The organism is Ignatzschineria sp. F8392 (assembly GCF_002252045.1).
Taxonomy (GTDB): Bacteria; Pseudomonadota; Gammaproteobacteria; order Cardiobacteriales; family Wohlfahrtiimonadaceae; genus Ignatzschineria.
The window spans coordinates 1-20,270 of the sequence record NZ_NEFF01000005.1; the positions used below are offsets into that span (position 1 = coordinate 1).

Annotated in this window: 16 protein-coding genes; 2 read left to right on the plus strand and 14 right to left on the minus strand. The window is 42.2% G+C overall.

The window, feature by feature from the left end:
• Nucleotides 1–273 precede the first annotated feature (273 nt).
• The gene (locus tag B9T19_RS08175) at nt 274–1,446 is read left to right on the plus strand and encodes an RtcB family protein (protein WP_233146836.1); all 1,173 of its coding nucleotides are present in this window, start codon (nt 274–276) and stop codon (nt 1,444–1,446) included.
• Nucleotides 1,447–1,523: 77 nt separating this feature from the next.
• Here the strand turns inward: B9T19_RS08175 and B9T19_RS08180 are convergent, their stop codons facing one another.
• The 4 genes from B9T19_RS08180 to hutU all read right to left on the minus strand — a co-directional run bounded on the left by B9T19_RS08180 (nt 1,524) and on the right by hutU (nt 7,309).
• The gene (locus tag B9T19_RS08180; protein WP_094568145.1) at nt 1,524–2,861 is read right to left on the minus strand and encodes a YjiH family protein; all 1,338 of its coding nucleotides are present in this window, start codon (nt 2,859–2,861) and stop codon (nt 1,524–1,526) included.
• A gap of 217 nt (nt 2,862–3,078) precedes the next feature.
• Nucleotides 3,079–4,311, minus strand: coding sequence for an imidazolonepropionase (hutI, locus tag B9T19_RS08185; RefSeq protein WP_094568146.1), 1,233 nt, complete (start codon nt 4,309–4,311; stop codon nt 3,079–3,081).
• Between the two features lie 68 nt (nt 4,312–4,379).
• Nucleotides 4,380–5,330, minus strand: coding sequence for a formimidoylglutamase (gene hutG / locus B9T19_RS08190; RefSeq protein WP_094568147.1), 951 nt, complete (start codon nt 5,328–5,330; stop codon nt 4,380–4,382).
• Nucleotides 5,331–5,635: 305 nt separating this feature from the next.
• Nucleotides 5,636–7,309, minus strand: a complete 1,674-nt coding sequence (hutU, locus tag B9T19_RS08195) for a urocanate hydratase (RefSeq protein WP_094568148.1) — start codon at nt 7,307–7,309, stop codon at nt 5,636–5,638.
• 446 nt (nt 7,310–7,755) lie between these two features.
• On the opposite strand from hutU, the gene B9T19_RS08200 reads away from it, so the two are divergent.
• Nucleotides 7,756–8,496: a UTRA domain-containing protein gene (locus tag B9T19_RS08200; protein ID WP_094568149.1), complete on the plus strand. Its 741-nt coding sequence runs from the start codon at nt 7,756–7,758 to the stop codon at nt 8,494–8,496.
• A gap of 197 nt (nt 8,497–8,693) precedes the next feature.
• Here the strand turns inward: B9T19_RS08200 and dctM are convergent, their stop codons facing one another.
• The 10 genes from dctM to B9T19_RS08250 all read right to left on the minus strand — a co-directional run bounded on the left by dctM (nt 8,694) and on the right by B9T19_RS08250 (nt 20,117).
• Nucleotides 8,694–9,977, minus strand: coding sequence for a C4-dicarboxylate TRAP transporter large permease protein DctM (gene dctM, locus B9T19_RS08205; RefSeq protein ID WP_094568150.1), 1,284 nt, complete (start codon nt 9,975–9,977; stop codon nt 8,694–8,696).
• A complete protein-coding gene (locus B9T19_RS08210; protein ID WP_094568151.1) occupies nt 9,974–10,666 on the minus strand; it encodes a TRAP transporter small permease in 693 nt (230 codons plus the stop codon). Before B9T19_RS08210 ends, dctM begins: the two co-directional genes overlap by 4 nt.
• Before the next feature lie 147 nt (nt 10,667–10,813).
• On the minus strand, nt 10,814–11,815 hold the full coding sequence (locus B9T19_RS08215; protein ID WP_094568152.1) for a TRAP transporter substrate-binding protein: 1,002 nt from the start codon (nt 11,813–11,815) through the stop codon (nt 10,814–10,816).
• Nucleotides 11,816–12,254: 439 nt separating this feature from the next.
• Nucleotides 12,255–12,851, minus strand: coding sequence for a Fe-S-containing hydro-lyase (locus B9T19_RS08220; protein WP_094568153.1), 597 nt, complete (start codon nt 12,849–12,851; stop codon nt 12,255–12,257).
• A 184-nt stretch (nt 12,852–13,035) separates the two neighbouring features.
• Complete coding sequence (locus B9T19_RS08225; protein WP_094568154.1) at nt 13,036–13,878, minus strand: fumarate hydratase; 843 nt, start codon at nt 13,876–13,878, stop codon at nt 13,036–13,038.
• A complete protein-coding gene (locus B9T19_RS08230; protein ID WP_304441101.1) occupies nt 13,871–14,290 on the minus strand; it encodes a DUF4387 domain-containing protein in 420 nt (139 codons plus the stop codon). Before B9T19_RS08230 ends, B9T19_RS08225 begins: the two co-directional genes overlap by 8 nt.
• 121 nt (nt 14,291–14,411) lie before the next feature.
• Nucleotides 14,412–15,815, minus strand: a complete 1,404-nt coding sequence (locus tag B9T19_RS08235) for an acyclic terpene utilization AtuA family protein (protein ID WP_094568155.1) — start codon at nt 15,813–15,815, stop codon at nt 14,412–14,414.
• 200 nt (nt 15,816–16,015) lie between these two features.
• Nucleotides 16,016–16,942, minus strand: coding sequence for a LysR family transcriptional regulator (locus B9T19_RS08240; RefSeq protein ID WP_094568156.1), 927 nt, complete (start codon nt 16,940–16,942; stop codon nt 16,016–16,018).
• Nucleotides 16,943–16,951: 9 nt separating this feature from the next.
• The gene (gene sdhA, locus B9T19_RS08245; RefSeq protein ID WP_094568157.1) at nt 16,952–18,751 is read right to left on the minus strand and encodes a succinate dehydrogenase flavoprotein subunit; all 1,800 of its coding nucleotides are present in this window, start codon (nt 18,749–18,751) and stop codon (nt 16,952–16,954) included.
• Between the two features lie 346 nt (nt 18,752–19,097).
• Entirely contained in the window at nt 19,098–20,117 is a 1,020-nt protein-coding gene (locus B9T19_RS08250) for a TRAP transporter substrate-binding protein (protein WP_198959074.1), read from the minus strand.
• Between the last annotated feature and the right edge of the window lie 153 nt (nt 20,118–20,270).

The following is a 20,270-nucleotide window of genomic DNA, read 5'->3' on the forward strand; positions in this document are numbered from 1 at the left end:
TTCGAACACTTTTATTGAGTTTTATCCCAACTTCAATGTTGATGCGTTCATTAAGTGATAATCTTGAATAATTCATGGCAACATTTTACTCCTTAAGTCAGTGTTGCGCTAGGAATTAGATTCCGCCTTAACATTCATCAAAATTAATTAAAAATAGATAAAGAGATGAGAAAAAAAGGTCAGAAAAATATTCCCCCAAAAAAGAATCATCCACAATCAGAGAGCGATCGCGCCTATATTCAAAAAAAGATCCCCAATGGCGTTCCCATCAAGATGTGGGCAAAAGGGGTTCCATTTGATGAACAGACAAAAAAGCAACTATCTGATACAGCGCAGGTACCTATTATTTTTCGCCATATCGCGGCAATGCCAGATGCTCATATGGGAATGGGCTCCACTGTCGGATCTGTTATTCCTACTAAAAAAGCGATTATCCCAGCAGCCGTCGGCGTTGATATAGGTTGTGGAATGATTGCAGTTCTAACCTCTTTAACTGCGGCAGATATGCCCGATAATCTCTACCCTATTCGTCTTGCGATTGAAGAAGCAGTTCCGCATGGTAGAACAGTAGGTAGAGGCCGAAGAGATATTGGTAGCTGGCAGGAGCCTCCAAAGATAGTGGATCACTATTGGCAACAACTACTTCCTAACTTCCAGAAAATTACAGCGAAATATCCTAAATTAGAGAAGAGCAATCATTATCATCATCTTGGCACGCTTGGAACAGGAAATCACTTTATAGAACTCTGTACTGATGAGTTAGATCGAATCTGGATTATGCTTCATAGTGGATCTCGAGGTGTTGGTAATGCCATCGGCACTTTCTTTATCGCTCAAGCAAAAAAGGATATGGAGAGCCATATTGCCAATCTTCCCCACAAAGATCTTGCCTATCTCAAAGAGGGGACAAAACACTTCGAAGATTATGTTGAAGCTGTTGAGTGGGCGCAAAACTATGCTCATCTTAACCGAGAGGTGATGATGAAAAATAGTATCGAAGCGCTACGTAAGGTGATTAAAAAACCTTTTACAACAACCTCCATCGCTGTCAATTGCCACCACAACTATGTTCAAAAAGAGCAACACTTTGGCGAGGAGATCTATGTTACACGAAAAGGGGCTGTTTCTGCCCGCAAAGGTGAATTAGGGATCATTCCAGGATCGATGGGCGCTAAAAGTTATATTGTTCGGGGCTTAGGAAATCCTGATAGCTTTCACTCCTGCTCCCATGGTGCCGGCAGAGTGATGAGCCGAACCGAGGCTAAAAAACGTTTTACTATAGAGGATCAAAAGAGAGCAACTCAAGGGATTGAATGCAGAAAAGATAGAGAGGTGATCGATGAGATCCCGATGGCTTATAAAGATATTGATGCCGTCATGGCTGCGCAAAAAGATCTTGTTGAGATTGTGCATACCTTAAAGCAGATCGTTTGTGTGAAGGGATAAAAAAACCGACACCTTAGTGTCGGCTCTTTCTGGGCTTATAGAAGAAACTTTCGATTAAAATATCTCAAGATAAGATATCAACCTAACCACCCGACTCCAACTCCAATTCTAAAAGCAATGCTTGCAAAAATTAGGCAGAGTATGGTACGGATAAACCAGATCACCAATATTTGCCAAAATTTTACAGGGATCTTTGTTGCTAAAATACAAGGGACACTTCCCGAGAGAAAGAGCACACTACCGATTGATGTCACAGCAGCAATATAACGAATAGAGAGATCTGCTTCGTTGAGTAAAATTGCCGGCAAGAACATCTCTGCTAATCCTGATGCAATTGCACCACTATGTTCAGAGGCTCCCTCTAATCCTGTTATTAAGAGTGCCGGCTTTAAAACAACGCCGATCCAATCAAATAGGGGTGTATATTTTGAGAGAATGAGCCCGGTAAATCCGATAGCTAAAATTGAAGGCGCAACAACCGATGACATCTTTAAACCATCTTTGAAGTTTCTCCAAAGAGAGATAAAGAGCCCTGGATTTGCTTCATATTGTGAAATTGCGAGATCTTTTGCATGCGCTAAACGACTCTGATCTGCACCACTATCTGGTAAAGGATTTTCAGCTCTATTATCGAGACGTGATATCGGTGGGATATAAGCTGTGATCGTTGTTGTTAAAAAAGTAATCAGAAAGGTACTCCAGAAAAAGAAGTTCCAAGCACCCATGAGATTCATCGTTTTAGCTACAATAATCATAAATGTCGCCGAGACTGTTGAAAACCCTGTTGCAACAATCATTGCCTCTCTTAGAGAGTATTTTCCCTGACGATAGACACGATCTGTAATCAATAAACCAATGGAATAACTCCCTACAAACGATGCAACAGCATCAATAGCAGATCCTCCCGGCGTTCTAAATAGAGGACGCATTAAACGCTCCATAAAGACAGCAACAAATTCTAAAAAACCAAAACCTAATAGAAATGTTAATGCTACTGCTCCAACAGGAATTAAGAGCCCCACCGATAATGCTAGCTTTTCAAACAGAAAAGGTAACATATCGGGCGTCATCGCCCAAGCAGGGGCCCATCCTGTTAAATAGAGAATGGCTAAAATAAACCCTAATACTTTAAATGCAGAGAAAATCTTCTCGCTTATAGAGTTTTTATAATTCCCTGAAATATAGGGATAGAAGGCCCCAAACGCCATAATCAACATAATCGCAGTTAAAGCAAAGGGACGCATTTGATGGATCACAAAGCCAGCGATATGATCCAACATAATGGTCTCTTTTCCCCCAATATCGATTGAGATAAAAAAGAGCGCAACTCCCACCAAACTGTAGAGAAAAACTCGGGTTAACATCAAGCGCTCCGAACCTTTCTTCTTTCTATTCTCTCTTAAAACATCATCCATATCATCTTCCTCCGATTAAATTCTATCGTTATACTTATCGCCATTTTTTCGTCACTTTTATCATTATATTTATTGTTATATTGTCTTGTATGTTGACTTTTGTTGACGCTTGCTATTTTGATAGCTACTTTATGACTATTACTGCCACTCATCTCTAACCAGTGTTCTCTATCTCTAAAAGTAGCTATCGTGATCCCTTATAATCACGCTTAATCCTCTAACAGAGATCCGTGATTTCAGAACCTTGATAGATCACTCTATTATTTAATGTACCGCCTAACCAATAACTCAGTTCTGCAGGGTGAGTGACATCCCAAGCAACAAAGTTGGCTAATTTACCAACCTCTAACGAACCCTCATCTTCTTCTATACCTAGTGCAAAAGCTGCATTATAGGTCACGCCTGCTAATGTCTCTTCTGGGGTAAGTTTAAATAGTGTGCATCCCATATTGAGTGCTAAACGGAGTGAAAGAAGTGGAGATGTTCCGGGATTGAGATCCGTTGAAAGTGCGATCTTAACACCCTCTCGCTTAAATGCATCAATGGGGGGATATTGTGTTTCTCTTAACATATAAAATGCGCCCGGAAGAAGAACCGCTACCGTTCCTGATTTCGCCATCGCTTTTGCATCAGAATCATCCGCATACTCCATATGATCTGCTGACAATGCGCCATATTTTGCAGCTAATGTTGAACCGTGCAGAGATGAGAGTTGTTCCGCGTGCAATTTAATCGGAATATTATAGTTTTGAGCGGCGATAAAGAGCCTCTCCACCTGCGCAGGGGAGAAAGCGATATGTTCACAAAAGGCATCGAGCGCATCAATGTTACACTGCTCAACAACTTTCGGAAGAACCTCTTCAATCACATAATCGATATAATGATCTGAATCATCCCCAAACTCTTTAGGAAGTGCATGAGCGGCTAAAAAAGTAGTATGGATGGAGATCGGCATCGTCTCTTTTAAGCGCGCAATCACCGAGAGCATCTTTAATTCAGACTCTAGATCTAAGCCATAACCAGATTTAATCTCAACGGTTGTCACACCATCTGCCATCAGATGCTCGATCCGTCTTTTAGCAGTGTAAAAGAGCTCCTCTTCTGAGGCCTGACGCGTTGCATTAACTGTACTCTGAATACCTCCACCACGTTTAGCAATCTCTGTATAACTAACCCCTTCTAAACGCGCTTCAAATTCCTCACTACGATTTCCACCAAATACTAGATGGGTATGACAATCGATCAAGCCGGGGGTGACCAATCGACCTTCAAGATCGATTTTTTCATAATCGCCATCCACATCAGTCAATTGAGCCTCAGGACCGATCCATTGAATTTTTTGATCATTAGTCACAATAACCCCTTTTTCGATCAGATTATAGTGTCCATCAGCCATAGTGACGATCTGACAGTTATGCCAAATTTTTTGATTCTTATCTCGATTCTCCATTCTCTACTCTCCTCTTTTTTCTTTCTTCTCTCTTCATCTTCTCTGCTCTTTCTCTTCTTTTAGAGCCGTTACAACCCTCGTGTAAACTCCCAAATAAAACGAGCCGCAACCCGCGCGCATAGATCATCATGATCACGTGATGGAAGATACTCTACAAAATCGAGAGCTTGTAATTTGCCACTCTCTTTAATCTTCTTCCCCAAATGGAGATAGAGTTGAGGGTCAACACCTAAAGATGCAGGTGCCGATACCGCAAACATACTACTTGGCGGTAGCGCATCGAGATCAAAACTGAGATAGATTAGATCGACTTTTTCTAAAAATGCTTCCAATTGAGCCTCAAGTGATGGGAGATTTCCCAAGTGGCACTCATAATCCCAAATGATCTCTGTTCCACTACTATGAGCCGTCTCTAGAAGAGAGCCTGTATTTCCAACTTCACTTGCACCAATACAGAGATAATGAAAGGGGCGATTCTCTCTTTGACAATACTCTTGTAACTCTCTAAAAGGTGTCCCCGAGGTTGATTCCGCAGCTAGGCGCATATCGAGATGGGCATCAAAATTGATAATTCCTATCTTTGCATCACGATCACTCTTATAGAGTCCTAATCCATGGGCATAGGCTGTTTCATGCCCACCCCCTAACACCACTGTTTTATTGTGACTTCTCTGTAGTAAGACAACAAGATCTGTTAAGGCATTTTGAGTAGCTTCAAGAGATTCTCGATAATGAATCGTGCCGCAATCTATCAACTTTTCATGCCCTTGATGCGCAGCAAAATTAGCAAAAACTCTTCGTAGCTGATCTGGTGCTTCTGCCGCCCCCACCCTTCCACGATTTCGCTTAACGCCTTCATCACAGGCAAAGCCAATGAGAGCATTTCGCTCACTAAAGTTAAATTGAGGCTCTTCTACAATAGGAACAACTTGGAACATCCGCTTTGCAGCCTGACTCTCATGGCTATCATCGCGTCCTGTCCAGATCTCATTCGCTGTTTTTTGCCAAAAATTTATCATCTTTCCCTCACTTATAGATCTCTATCCATCTCTTTACATCTTTATAGCGCTTAAACAGAAAAATGATATTCCCCAATGACTCTCCTCCCCTTTTCTTCATCAGCATAATCAATAGATATCGCCTTTAATAGTAATCTTTACATGGGATAATCTTTACATAAAACTTTGTATGAAAACCTTATATGGAAGACTTATATGAAAGCTTTGGATAAAGACTCATGCTATTAGAAGATCAGTAGAAAGAAGAGACTCATTAGAGAATATCGATCAGCTCTATGATAAGCCCTATCAATGATCCGATAGGTCTATTTCACCATCGGTAGATTTAAGCCTTGCTCTTTTGCACACTCAATAGCAATCTCATAGCCTGCATCTGCATGACGCATCACGCCGGTAGCAGGATCGTTTGTCAATACGCGCGCAATTCTTTCCGCCGCTTCATCTGTACCATCACAAACAATCACGACTCCAGAATGTTGAGAGAAGCCCATACCAACACCCCCTCCATGATGGAGAGATACCCATGTTGCACCGCCTGCAGTATTGAGTAACGCATTGAGTAGTGGCCAATCTGAAACGGTATCTGAACCATCTTTCATCGCTTCAGTTTCACGGTGCGGACTAGATACAGATCCTGAGTCGAGGTGGTCACGACCAATCACTATCGGTGCCGAAAGCTCACCACTACGAACCATCTCATTAAATGCAAGACCGAGTTTCGCACGATCGCCTAAACCAACCCAGCAGATACGTGCCGGCAATCCTTGGAAATGGATACGCTCTTTTGCCATATCTAACCAGCGATGGAGAGACTCATTATCGGGAAGTAACTCTTTCACTTTCGCATCGGTCTTATAGATATCCTCTGGATCTCCCGAAAGCGCAACCCATCTAAATGGACCGATACCACGGCAGAAGAGTGGGCGAATATAAGCCGGTACAAATCCTGGGAAATCGAAAGCATTCTCAACGCCGACATCTTTCGCCATTTGACGAATATTATTACCATAGTCAAAGGTTGGCACGCCCATTTCTTGGAAGGCTAACATCGCTTCAACATGTTTACCCATCGATTCTTTTGCTCTTTGCACTGTTCCGGCAGGATCAGTTTTTGCCGCCTCTTTATACTCTTCCCATGTCATGCCAATAGGTAGATAACCGTGAAGTGGGTCGTGTGCGCTCGTCTGGTCAGTCACCATATCAGGACGAACACCACGACGAACAAGCTCCGGTAAAATCTCTGCAGCATTCCCATGAAGTGCAATCGAGATCGCTTTACCTTCTTGAGTATATTTTTCAAGACGCGCTAATGCATCATCAAGATCATCTGCTTGCTCATCAACATATCCTGTACGAAGACGGAAATCGATACTCGATTGTTGACACTCAATATTGAGAGAAGCAGCTCCAGCTAGCGTTGCTGCAAGCGGTTGAGCACCCCCCATACCGCCTAAACCGGCAGTTAAAATCCATTTTCCTTCTAAAGAACCACCATAATGTTGACGCCCAGCTTCCACAAAGGTCTCATAGGTTCCTTGAACAATTCCTTGGCTACCGATATAGATCCAGCTACCTGCTGTCATCTGTCCGTACATCATTAAGCCCTTCTTATCGAGCTCATTGAAATGCTCCCAATTTGCCCAATGGGGGACAATATTGGAGTTTGCGATTAAGACGCGCGGCGCATCCTTATGGGTCTTAAAGACACCTACAGGTTTACCTGATTGCACAAGGAGTGTTTCATCTGCTTCAAGCGCTTTTAATGTCTCAACGATCTTATCAAAACACTCCCAATCACGAGCTGCTCGGCCAATTCCCCCATAAACAACAAGCTCTTTAGGGTTCTCTGCAACATCAGGATCGAGGTTATTCATCAACATTCTAAGAGCGGCTTCTGTCAGCCAATTCTTAGCATTTAATTCTGTTCCTCTCGGTGCGCGAATCTCGACATCTCTATAACGATCATTATTATTAGACATAACTCTTATCCTCCAAACTAAGATTGTGTGATGTGACCTCCTTATGGAGATCACCTCTATTCGATCGAAGCTTTATATATTTAAAGCATGGGATTTAGAGATTTGAATAGTGGTCTTGAGTATTGATCTACTCTCGCCCTGAGTCTCCTCCCTAAACCCGACACCTAAAGCTTCAAATTTTTAATCAATTTCTTTCTTTTCATTTTTAGCTCTGAAGCTAATTTCATTATATACATAGCTATTTCTAAATGTCTATACATTTAATTATTGTATAGACATTAAGATGTCTAATATCACGAAACACTTTGATAATAGAGAGATACAATCATTCTTAAAGCCAGAAAAAACCCCATAAAAACTCGATTTTTACATGAGATAATAATGAATTAGACCAAGTTGTGGGCTATAATTTGCCTACTCATTCATTCAGTGCCGGAAAAATATGCATGTCGATCCCAATATATAAAAAAGTTCAGAACTATATTCTTGAAAAGATAGAAAATAATGAATATAGCGAAGGTGAACAAATCCCTACAGAACAGGAGTTATCACAGCTCTTTAATGCGAGTCGAATGACCATTAATCGAGCGATTACAGAGCTCAGTAGACAAAATATTCTTAAAAGGATTCAAGGAAGTGGCACTTTTGTAATGCCAAAGAAAGCGAGCTCTCAACCATTAACTGTTGTCGATATTGTCGGTGAGATCGAGAATCGTGGTAATCGCCATCGTGCTGAGATCATTGCACAAAAATTATTGCCGGCAAGTGGTTTGGTGGCGAAAAAATTGGAAGTACCGATCGAATCGACCCTCTATTTCTGCCATATTATCCACTTTGAGAATGATCTTCCCTTAGCGGTTGAGAAGCGTTATATTCCCCATCATCTTGTCCCTAACTTTTTTGAGCAAGATTTCTTAAAAATATCCCCAAGTGGATTTCTTTTAAAGAATTATGACCTGACAGAGATGGAGCATTCAATAGAAGCAACGATCGCAGATGAGACCTTAAGTCGCTACCTCAAAGTAGAATTAGGTTCTGCTTGCCTCGATATTAAACGGAGAACCTGGAGCTCAATCGGTCTTATCAGCTATGCTGAATTTATCTACCCCGCTTCTCGCTATCGCCTGCACTCTCGCATGCGTGTCGATGAATATATGCGCTTAGGCATTCCGATGGATTCAATCTAATCTCTCCCCAATCTCTCGTCTTCCCCCGACCACTCTCTCTGATCATCTCTCCCCTATTTCTTAACCCACACATCTTAACCCATACAAAAAAGCCATACACTCTAACCGCTGAGTGTATGGCTTTGTACTTATTCCTTTACTTATTCCTTATAATTTATCTCTTATAATCTCTCAATCATAGAGATTCAAATCTCGCATTACATCATTCCTAAGAAAGTCGGTAATCCAAGTGAGATGAAAGGAATATATGTAATCAAGAGCAGGAAGAAGATAAGAATCATCAACCATGGCAATGCTGCTCTAATCGTACTTGTGATAGGCATTCCCGTTACAGCTGAAGAGACGAAGAGGTTAAGACCAATAGGCGGTGTAATTAACCCGATCTCCATATTCACAACCATAATAATCCCTAGATGAATAGGATCGATACCAAGCTCCATCGCGATGGGGAAGAAGATAGGTGCCAAAATCAGAATAACGGCTGATGGCTCCATAAAACTTCCTGCAATAAGCAAGACGATATTGACAATCACTAAGAACATCCATGGAGAGAAGCCCATCTCAATCACCCAACTTGCGATCGATTGTGGAATCTGCTCTGTAGTTAAAACATGGGCAAAGAGCATGGCGTTAGCAATGATAAACATCAACATCACCGTCATCTTACCCGACTCTAACATCACCTTCGAAAAGTCACTAATCCGCATATCTTTATAGACAAAAAGTGCTACAAACATCGAATAGACAGCTGCAACAGCCGCCGCTTCAGTAGGTGTATACATTCCGCTATAGATACCCCCTAAAATGATCACCATAAGGAGCAATCCCCAAAGCGCACGTCTAAATGCGACAAACCACTCTTTAACACTGACGCGAGGTTGTGCTGGTAGCTTTTTAATACGCGCAACAATATAGATCGCCGCCATTAATGCTACCCCTAAAAGTAAGCCTGGGACAACACCGGCCATAAACATCTTACCAACCGATTGCTCTGTAGCAGCGGCATAAACAACCATTACGATTGAAGGAGGAATTAAGATTCCCAATGTTCCGGCATTACAGATAATTCCAGCACCAAACTCTTTGCTATAACCTGATTTAACCATGCCGGCAATAGCAATTGAACCTACGGCGGCAACTGTTGCAGGACTTGAGCCCGATAGTGCTGCAAAGAGCATACAAGCAAGGACTGAACCGATTGCAAGCCCCCCTCTAATATGGCCGACACAAGCATTGGCAAAATCAATTAAGCGTTGAGCTACCCCACCCGTTGTCATAAAAGCACCCGCAATCAAGAAGAATGGGATCGCTAAAAGGGTTGAATGTTCAGATGTCTCAAACATCTTAATCGCTAAACTGCGGGGCGAATCAGGACTGAAGAAGATAATAGTTAATGCACTCGATAACCCAAGAGAAATGGCAACCGGAACACCGATCAACATTAGGGCAAAGAGCAACACAAATAAGAATAATATGGTCATTTTTTCGCTCCTAATTGATCATCTGCCAACTCAATATGCTCAGCATGTGCAATCTCTTCGAGGGCATCTTTTGCCTCATCTGCAAGACCTAAACCATCTTGTTGATGAGTAATAATTTTATATCCGATCTCAAGATAACGCAGAATTAGAAGGAGAAAACCGATGGGAACAATCATCGTAATATGCCAACGTCTAATCCCAAAACGATCGAGATCTTCGGCTAAAGTTCCAAGTTTGTAGAAATTAAGCACCCAATCTAAGCTAGCAAAGAGCATAATTCCACCATATAGGAGACATGCTCCTAGACCAATATAGGCTAGAAAACGCTTTATCGGCTTATGAAATAATTTAACTAAGGCATCGACACCAATATGCCCGCCGATACGCACGCCATACGACATACAGAAGAAGATTAACCAAGCAAAACAGGCTGCGGTAAAGCGATTAGACCAGTTCATTGAGGTTGCAAGATCCATCATTGCATCCCCTACATCGAGGAAAAAATCTTCCAATTTTGATGGCTCATCCCCGGCAACCCAATCCGCTAAGCTATAAAAGGGGGTATAGAGATTATTGAGCATCGTATAGATAAAAGTCACGAAGGTCATCGCGCTTAAAATGAGAACTGTGACAAATTTTTCAATCTGCTGCCAGCCCCTATCAAGTTTTTGATATGTACTGATAAACATTCGAAATCCTCTCTTTTTTTACATACAGGGATCAACTCCCCCTAGCCAATAGTAATGCGGTAGTAATGCAATGCATAATCAATAGTAGTTAATCTATTGTTCGGCTAAGGGGAGTGATTAAATTTTGATGATATTAAGAAGGGGTTTCTACTGCGGATTATTCGATTGAAGTGCCGCTTCAATTAACTCAGCACCCACCTGATCTTGGAATTTCTCCCATACAGGACGAACCGCATCACGCCATGCTTCACGCTGCTCTGGAGTTAGGTAGATAATCTCTGTTGTACCAGCATCAATAATACTCTGCTTATCACGCTCGTTAAGTGCAGCTGCTTGATTATTCACCTCTACCGTTACTTCCGCAATAATATCGGTCAATTCATTACGAACATTCTCTGGTAATCCATTCCAGAAATCGGTATTTGTGATCAACATATAATCGAGAACACCGTGATTTGATTCAGTAATGTGAGATTGTACTTCATGAATTTTTTGTGAGTAGATATTGGTGTATGGGTTCTCTGCACCATTTACAACCCCTGTTTGTAACCCTTGATACATCTCAGCAAACGCCATTTTACGAGGATTTGCACGAAGTGCTTTAAATTGCTCATCTAATACCGCTGAGTTTTGTACACGGAATTTAAGACCACGAGCATCTCTTGGAACATGAAGTGCTTTATTGGCAGAGAGCTGTTTCAAGCCATTATGCCAATAGCCAAGACCGGTAATTCCTTTATCTTCCATACTTGTTAGAAGTGATTGCCCTGCTTCAGATTGCTGGAATCGATCTAATGCTTCCATATTATCGAAGAGGAAGGGGAGGTCGAAGAGTTGAATCTTCTTCTGGAAATGCTCAAACTTTGCAAGAGAAGGAGCCAAAATATGAACATCCCCTACAAGCAATGCATCCATCTCTTGCCCATCACCATAGAGTGATGAGTTAGGATAGACCTCTACCTGCACTTGTCCTGGAAGACGCTCTTCCGCTAGTTTCTTAAAGAGTAATGCGCCCTGCCCTTTAGGGGTGGTATCAGCAACAACATGTGAGAATTTAATCACAATCGGCTCATCCGCATGTGAAAAACCCATGATTAAACCACCTACTAACACAGAAGTGGCGATTAACCGTTGAATTAAACGATTCATAAATCCTCCTAAGATATTATGATTATTTTGTTGATATAGATTTTTAATATATTAAAAATATTAAGAATATTGAACAGTGGGAGATATCAGACGATAAAGTCGAAGCAGAAAAGTTTAAGAGAGGTAATTATTTGAAAATATCATGATACAGGAGATGTAACATGCAACTTAAATGGGATGCTAGAGTAGCCCCCAATATTATCCATAGTGCTGTAATCAGCCCTATTTCTCCTCCATCCAATATTTTCGACATCTTACCGTGTCTTTTACTTTTAACGCACTAACGGCGCTGATCGATCTTAGATCTTTGTGATACATCTCTTAAAGAGATTTACTCTAACACTTAAATTGAACATAGCATAAAACATCTAAGAGATAGAAAATATTTTATGGGTAAAATTAACCTAGATCACCTCTTAAAAGTCTTATACCACATAATTCAAGGATATAGACTTTTCCCAGTTGCATCGATTGCGACAATAAGAGGCAACTTTTTAACCTCTAAACGCCGAATCGCCTCAGGGCCAAGATCCTCAAAAGCGATCACCTCTGCTGCAAGAACACATTTGCCCATTAAGGCCGCTACGCCTCCGATTGCAGCAAAGTAGACTCCTTGATTTTCTTTTATCGCTTCAATCACCTCTTGACTGCGACTTCCCTTACCTATCATCGCGACTAATCCCGCCTCAATCAATTGAGGAGAGTAAGCATCCATACGGCTTGCTGTTGTTGGGCCCACAGAACCGATCGCCTCTCCCGGCTTAGGAGGACAAGGTCCGGCGTAATAGATTACCTCTCCTCCAACCTCTATCGGCAGCGACTCTCCCCGGGAGAGCATCTCACTCATCCGTTTATGTGCAGCATCGCGACCGGTATAGAGAGAACCGGTCAAATAGACTAGATCTCCTGCTTTAAGCGTTGTTAAAACCTCCTGTGTCAGTGGAAGTGTCAACTCCTTGCTCGCTCCTTGCCCACCTGATTGTCCATCTAATTGCTCATCTGATCGTTCATTTGATCGCTCATTTGATTGCTTCATTAATTCCTCCGATCTTATTGATTCTATCAACTTCATCTTCTCCCTTAGCTGAATTGATTATCGATACATTAGTTATTGATGTATTAAATATTGATGTACTAGTTATCTATAAATTGGTTTAAGCTACTTTAAGCTACTTTCCCCACCGATACTCTTAAGATAACCGGCAATCACCTTAATGCTGCTATAAGACCCCTTCTGCATGGCGATTAGCATGGCAACCAATATTCACAGCAACAGGAAGACCGGCAATATGGGTTGGATAGAGATTGATATTGACAGCTAATGCTGTCGTTCTTCCGCCAAAGCCAGCAGGACCAATCTCAAGAGCATTAATCTTCTCCAATAATTCTGCTTCAAGCGCCGCTAAAAAGGGATCTTCATGATCAATATCGATCGGTTTTAAGAGCGCCTTTTTACTCAAGAGTGCCGCTTTCTCCATTGTTCCGCCTACGCCGATACCAACAATAATTGGGGGGCAAGGATTCGATCCGGCCTCTTTGACCACCTGTAAAATAAATGCCTTGACGCCCTCTAAGCCATCACTCGGCTTTAACATCTTCAGCTGGCTCATATTTTCACTCCCAAATCCTTTAGGGGAGACGGTTATCTTCAACTGATCGCCGGCAACAATATCATAGTGGATAACGCCGGGGGTATTATCACCGGTATTGACCCGATCAAAAGGGCTCTTTACCACAGAATTACGCAGATATCCTCGACGATACCCTTCCCGAATTCCAGCATTAATCGCATCTTCTAATAATCCACCCTCGATATGAAGATCCTGCCCTAATTCCACAAAAACAACTGTCTGCCCGGTATCTTGGCACATTGGGCGCCGCTCCCGCTTAGCAAGGTCCGCATTCTCAATAATCGTCTGTAAAATATTACGCCCTAAAGGAGAGCTCTCATTTTGCATACAATCACCAAGGCATTGATAAATATCATCACTCAATGAGGTATTTGCCTCAATAGAGAGCTCTGCCACCAAGTCGGTAATAGCGGCGACATTAATTTTACGCATTACTCCCCTCCTCTGTTGAGTTGACTGAAGAAGCTAATTGAAACTGAAAATTGACAAGTGGGCGATGTTGCTGTGCGCCGTAAACATCCTTCTCCCCTAAAGCACCTGAAGAGATTGGCCGAATGATTGTGATCTTCAATGCTTTTGCCGGATCAAAATAGACAACATTGAGAACCTGGTCGGGCGTGATGCCATAGAGATCTGCAAAAGATTCAGGAGTGATAATCTTCGCTGCCTTACAGCGCTGATAAAATGCCTCTTCAATAAAGATAATATCGAAGCAGAGTTCAAAGGGGCCGGCATTCTTACTCCGTATTACCGAGGCAACCTCTCGTAGAGTGTAAGTGGTCATCGCTTGTGATGCGCCTTGATGATCTTGATGATCTTGACTATCTTGTTTTCGAGTTAACATCCTACTCCTCCCCCAATAGCTCTTTGAATACTGCATTGAATGGCGTTTTGAATAATTTTTATAGAGCAGTTAAAGAACTGCACTTTTTCTAATTTTTCTAAATTATGGCGTCGATTCATCCCTATTTACCCCCATCAATCTCAAGATATTCAATAGGGAAAAGCTGACTCTCCGACTCAACTTCTAATAGATGATAGAGTGAAAATTGGTAGACCTCTCCCATCTCTGCATCTGAAGGGGAGAATGGAAATGCGAGATTACCGGCTGTTGAGATTCGGCCTTCATAACCAAAGTGAAGCGCTGTACTTCGCGCAAAACCACAGATCGCATTCGCTTCCTTTTGTGTCTGAGCACATGCTTCAATAATGATCCCTAACTCCTGAGGAGCCCTATTTTCATCTGCTCGCTCCGGCAGAAGAGCGATTCCATCTCGTCCATAAATATTGAAGTTGAGATGGAACTCTCCAAAATTACTTGCGGAAAAGTTATCAATCACTCGCTCTTTTACCGCTGCTAAAATCTCCTCAATCTTCTCAATCATTATTGGATCAGAGACACCGGCGATAGAGATTGTGCGATAACCGATCTTTCTTGCCCCTTCCAGTTTAATGCAATACGTTTCACTAGGATCGAAAGTTGTACCACTTACGGCAACCCGACGCTCATCAATTTGAGTAAATTTTGAACCTGTTAAATTGAGCGCTCCCCCAGGACCAGGAAGATGGTAAGGATCTGACTTTTCATAGAGCGTGTGGGCGGCAACTGAGAGTGTTGTACAACGACGATTATCAGCTAATGGTTCAACAATAAAATGATCATTCCTCAATGTGCCTAACATGCTATCACTGCCACTTCCAGGGAGTGCTGCAATTGCTGCACACTCTAAAATTTTACCAAGATGAAGTGATAAAGCGCGATCAAAGCCCTCTCGGATTGCAAAAGCAGCAAAAACAGAAGGATCATAGGCTCTACCTGCCAAAATGAGGTCTACGCCCTGATCGAGAGCCTCAATAAATGGGGTTTCTCCCATCTGCCCAACAATCGCACTACTTGCTAATAACATCTCTTCGGTTAATGCTTCTGCCGGTGCTAAAGGAGTAATCTTTCCGGCTCTTAGTGCGCTTAAGAGTGATTCTTTTGGTAATTCACTGTTGATCACCGCTATTTTTAATTTAAGATGCACTTCCGCTAAGATCTCTTTAATAATCTCCAAGGTGAGCTGTAGATGAGATGCCGCACCAGCACCACCAGCCGAACCGATAATAATAGGTATCCCCGCCTCTTTTGCGGCCGGAATCATAATTTTCAGATCTCGTTTAACCGCCGCTCGATCGGTAAATGATTCTCCACTTCCGAGATAGTAAGGCCCAGGATCGGTTGAACCGGCATCAACGGCAATCACGTGGGGATGACGCGCCATCCCTTGCTCAAATGAACTCAATGGAAAACCATATCCCAAAATCGCCGTGGGAGATAATATCCGTAACTCCTCTAAAGCGCCCTCTTTCTGCAGTTTCTCTGCCATCTCTCCTCCTAGTATCTATTTTCTAGTATCTATTAATAGATATCTCGATATGCCTATATTATTTGTGTGTTTGTGTGTTTGTGTGTTTGCATATTTATATGTTTATACGACGTCTATACGTCTATAGATCTCTATTTCTATATATATCTATATATGTTTTATGTATGTTCTATCTATGTCTAATATTGTTGATCATCCCGCTATTCACTGACGGCAAAATACTCTAAACAGAGTGAAGCGATAATCTTACTCAAGGTCTCCTCTGTATTGGTCATGACCCGTTTATTGGAAGTAGCAATATAGAGATTGGTGATCAGAGAAGTACTATGAATTCGATGCATCTGAATATTTTTCTGCTCCTCTTTGGGAAGCAGATCAATACCTTTACTTGAAAAAATAGTGCAACCCATCGCCTTTGCTACCAATTCGAAAGTTGTTCGAACACTATTGACCTCCAAAATCAGATTTGGCTTACACGCTAATTTAATCATCTCTGTCTCAATGAGACGTCGATGCCCATTGGGATATGCCGGCAATATCAGTGGTAATACGGCAGCTTTCGCCAATGAAATCCCCTGCTCCGTTGCCTCGATCTTCATGGAGCGTGGCGCTATTAGATAGAGACTCTCCTTTAAGAGAAAAACAGCATCAAGATCTTGCATATGAACAGGATTGTAGATTAATCCCATATCGATTCTACCGGTAATGATCCCCTCTTCAATAGAGACTGTTGATTCCTCAATAACACGTAATTTTGCCTTCGGCATCAACTCATGAAAGGTACGAATAATGGGAACTGAAAAGTAACGCGCTAAAGTGGGAGGAAAACCAAGAGAGACATTCCCCGCAAGCTCAGCTCCAGAAACCGACTCTACCGCCTTTTCTAACTGCGTTAAAATTTTGCGGCAATGCTCTAAAAAGAGATATCCCGATTCAGTTAATGTGACACCACGCCCATCTCGAATCAGTAGATTCTTACCTAAATCGACCTCTAACTGACGAATCTGCCGACTCAATACAGAGGCAGAGATATCGAGATGATTCGATGCTCGAGTAAAGCTGCCAAATTCTGCTACATGGGTAAAGTAACGTAACTGTTTTAACTCTACCCGATCACTCTTTCTCATCCATCTCTCCTAATATGAGCGCTCTTCTGGGGGGATATAGGCCACTTCATCAGTTAAAGTGAAGTTTCTAACCGGACGATAATCGATCGACACATCACCTTCGGCATCAACCCACGCTAATGTATGCTTCATCCAATCTTGATCATCCCGCTTTGGAAAATCTTCGCGCGCATGAGCTCCGCGCGATTCCTGACGATTATATGCAGAGGCAACAGTTGTTAATGAACATGCTAAGAGGTTTGCAAGCTCTAAAGTCTCTACAAGATCTGAATTCCAGATAAGGCTACGATCATAAACTTTAATCTCTTTAAATTGTTGATACGCCTCTAAAATAGCATCATAGCCCTCTTTAAGAGTCTCCTCAGTTCTAAAGACCGCAACATCTTTCTGCATTGCTCGTTGCATCTGATCCCGAAGTTGTGCAGTGGCAATAGTCCCATCAGCAAAACGAATCTCATCAAATCGTTTTAGGCGATCAATGACAATCTCTGCCGGAATCTCAGGCGTAGCGCTTTGAGGATCGATAATCTCTGCACAACGTTTCGCAGCAGCACGTCCAAAAACAATTAAATCTAATAAGGAGTTGGAACCTAAGCGATTCGCTCCATGCACAGAGACACAGCCCGCCTCACCTAATGCCATCAATCCTTTAACAACAAAATCGGGATTACCCTCACGAAGAGTTACCACCTCACCATGAAAATTGGTGGGTATTCCACCCATATTGTAATGGACTGTGGGGATTACCGGTATCGGCTCCCGTGTTACATCAACGCCGGCAAAAGTCATCGCACTTTCGGCAATAGTTGGGAGACGATCAAAGATTATCTCAGGACCGAGATGCTCTAGATGAAGATAGACATGATCCTTTAAAGGTCCCACTCCTCTTCCTTCCCGAATCTCTAATAACATCGAGCGAGAAACAACATCTCGAGAAGCAAGATCTTTAGCGTTAGGTGCATATCGCTCCATAAAGCGCTCTCCCTTGGAATTCGTTAAAAAACCACCTTCACCGCGTACCCCTTCTGTAATAAGGCAGCCTGCACCATAAATACCTGTCGGATGAAATTGAACAAACTCCATATCTTGTAATGGCAATCCTGCACGCGCCACCATCCCGTTACCATCTCCGGTGCAGGTATGAGCAGAAGTTGCTGAAAAATAGGCGCGTCCATATCCACCGGTTGCCAAAACAGTCATCTTTGCTCGAAAAAGGTGGATCTTACCATCGGTGAGATCCCAAGCTAATACGCCACGACACTCTCCATCAACCATCAATAAGTCGAGAGCAAAATATTCAATAAAAAATTCCGCTTCATGTTTCAAACATTGTTGATAGAGAGTATGAAGCATTGCATGACCTGTCCGATCTGCAGCTGCGCAAGCCCTTTGTGCCGGCGCTTTTCCATAACGAGCTGTCATTCCGCCTAAAGAGCGTTGATAGATCTTGCCATCTTCAGTTCGAGAGAAAGGCATTCCATAATGTTCTAACTCTAAAATAGCAGGAATAGCCTCCCGGCAGAGATACTCAATCGCATCTTGATCCCCTAGCCAATCAGAACCTTTGACCGTATCATACATATGGTAGCGCCAATCATCTTCCCCCATATTCCCTAAAGCAGCAGAAACGCCCCCTTGTGCGGCAACGGTATGAGATCGTGTTGGAAAGACTTTCGTCACACAAGCGGTCTTTAACCCCTTCTCCGCCATGCCTAATGTTGCGCGTAAACCCGCGCCTCCTGCACCGACAACGACCACATCATATTGATGCTCTACTATTTGGTAATCCTTATAGCTATACCGCCCCATCTTCCTTCTTCCTCTGCTCTTTCCAAATTCAATTTATGGTTATAAAACTACTCTTAAACAGCTTTCTAATAGTGCTTAATTTATTTCTCCATTTCTCTACTTCTCTATTTCTCTACATCTCTCTCAGTTATTTCTCAGCTTTATCAACTATTTCCATCTATTTAAAAAGGCTACAAGAGAAACTAACAATATCAGCAGATTACCCCCTTAACATTCCCCTATCCTCACTGTTATAAACGTGAGATCTGAAGATGTATCACAGCCTGCTGATGATCAATACTTAGGTTCAATCGTTATCCAATCTCTTGTAACCTTTATCTATTATTCGCACGAACCTCACTTTCTCTTAAGGTGCATCCGAACTACTACTTGAATGGCGATTGGCATCGAGGGCAGCTTGAATAAGATGAGGACCAATCACCTTCTCATACTTCTTCCAAACAGGTTGCATCGCTCCTCGCCACTTCTCCCTCTCTTTCGGTGTTAGCGTGATAATCTCCGTACTTCCTTCCGCTAAGATATTAGCTTTGTCTTGCATATTAAGATCATAGGCTTGACGGTTAACTTCAACAGACACTTCATCTAAGATTGTCATTAATGTCTGCTGAATCTCCGTGGGTAGACTCTCCCAAAACTTTGTATTGGTAATCACCATATAGACAATCGGACCATGATCACTCTCTGTAATATAGTTTTGTACTTCATGAACTTTTTGGGAGTAGTAATTGGAGTAGGTATTCTCTGTACCATTTACAACACCTGTCTGTAGACCTTGATAAACTTCAGCAAAAGACATCTTTCTAGGATTTGCTCGTATCGCTTTATATTGATCTTCCAATACAGTAGAAGCTTGTACTCTAAACTTTAATCCCCTTGCATCCTTAGGTTCTCTTAATGGCTTATTAGCAGACATCTGCTTCATACCATTGTTCCAATAAGCAAGTCCTGTAATTCCGGACTTTTCCATACTTGCTAAGATCGATTTTCCGGCGTCCCTCTTAGCAAACTGTGCTACCGCATCGAAATCATCAAAGAGAAATGGAAGATCAAAAAGTTGAGTCTGCTTTGAGTAGTACTCCAACTTTGAAGGAGAGGGTGCCAACATATGGACATCACCAATTAAGAGAGCATCCATCTCTTGACCATCACCAAAGAGTGAGGAGTTAGGATAAACCTCCACCGATACCTTCCCCGGCAGAGCCTTCTCAACAGCCTCTTTAAAGAGAAGCGCTCCTTGACCTTTAGGGGTCTGTTCAGCAACCACATGAGAAAACTTAATAATGATCGGCTCATCTGCTGCAGCACTACTTATACCGGCAATTAAGAGTGCGCTGCTTAGTAATGTCGTCGAAATCGATTTCATCATCTGTGTTGTTATTACTTTTATCATTCCATTCTCCTTTAATAAACTACAGATGATATCCGCAAGATAATAGGGACAATTGAGCCCCTACGCTGCTCATATCCTCTGTAGCATGTGATTATTTTCACTTCATTATTGTTATTTTCGTTGTTATCG

Bases quoted from the DNA above. Each gene is read 5' to 3' on its own strand.
- B9T19_RS08175 (WP_233146836.1), top strand. From the start codon at position 274: ATGTGGGCAAAAGGGGTTCCATTTGATGAACAGACAAAAAAGCAACTA.
- B9T19_RS08180 (WP_094568145.1), bottom strand. From the start codon at position 2,861: ATGGATGATGTTTTAAGAGAGAATAGAAAGAAGAAAGGTTCGGAGCGC.
- hutI (WP_094568146.1), bottom strand. From the start codon at position 4,311: ATGGAGAATCGAGATAAGAATCAAAAAATTTGGCATAACTGTCAGATC.
- hutG (WP_094568147.1), bottom strand. From the start codon at position 5,330: ATGATAAATTTTTGGCAAAAAACAGCGAATGAGATCTGGACAGGACGC.
- hutU (WP_094568148.1), bottom strand. From the start codon at position 7,309: ATGTCTAATAATAATGATCGTTATAGAGATGTCGAGATTCGCGCACCG.
- B9T19_RS08200 (WP_094568149.1), top strand. From the start codon at position 7,756: ATGTCGATCCCAATATATAAAAAAGTTCAGAACTATATTCTTGAAAAG.
- dctM (WP_094568150.1), bottom strand. From the start codon at position 9,977: ATGACCATATTATTCTTATTTGTGTTGCTCTTTGCCCTAATGTTGATC.
- B9T19_RS08210 (WP_094568151.1), bottom strand. From the start codon at position 10,666: ATGTTTATCAGTACATATCAAAAACTTGATAGGGGCTGGCAGCAGATT.
- B9T19_RS08215 (WP_094568152.1), bottom strand. From the start codon at position 11,815: ATGAATCGTTTAATTCAACGGTTAATCGCCACTTCTGTGTTAGTAGGT.
- B9T19_RS08220 (WP_094568153.1), bottom strand. From the start codon at position 12,851: ATGAAGCAATCAAATGAGCGATCAAATGAACGATCAGATGAGCAATTA.
- B9T19_RS08225 (WP_094568154.1), bottom strand. From the start codon at position 13,878: ATGCGTAAAATTAATGTCGCCGCTATTACCGACTTGGTGGCAGAGCTC.
- B9T19_RS08230 (WP_304441101.1), bottom strand. From the start codon at position 14,290: ATGTTAACTCGAAAACAAGATAGTCAAGATCATCAAGATCATCAAGGC.
- B9T19_RS08235 (WP_094568155.1), bottom strand. From the start codon at position 15,815: ATGGCAGAGAAACTGCAGAAAGAGGGCGCTTTAGAGGAGTTACGGATA.
- B9T19_RS08240 (WP_094568156.1), bottom strand. From the start codon at position 16,942: ATGAGAAAGAGTGATCGGGTAGAGTTAAAACAGTTACGTTACTTTACC.
- sdhA (WP_094568157.1), bottom strand. From the start codon at position 18,751: ATGGGGCGGTATAGCTATAAGGATTACCAAATAGTAGAGCATCAATAT.
- B9T19_RS08250 (WP_198959074.1), bottom strand. From the start codon at position 20,117: ATGATGAAATCGATTTCGACGACATTACTAAGCAGCGCACTCTTAATT.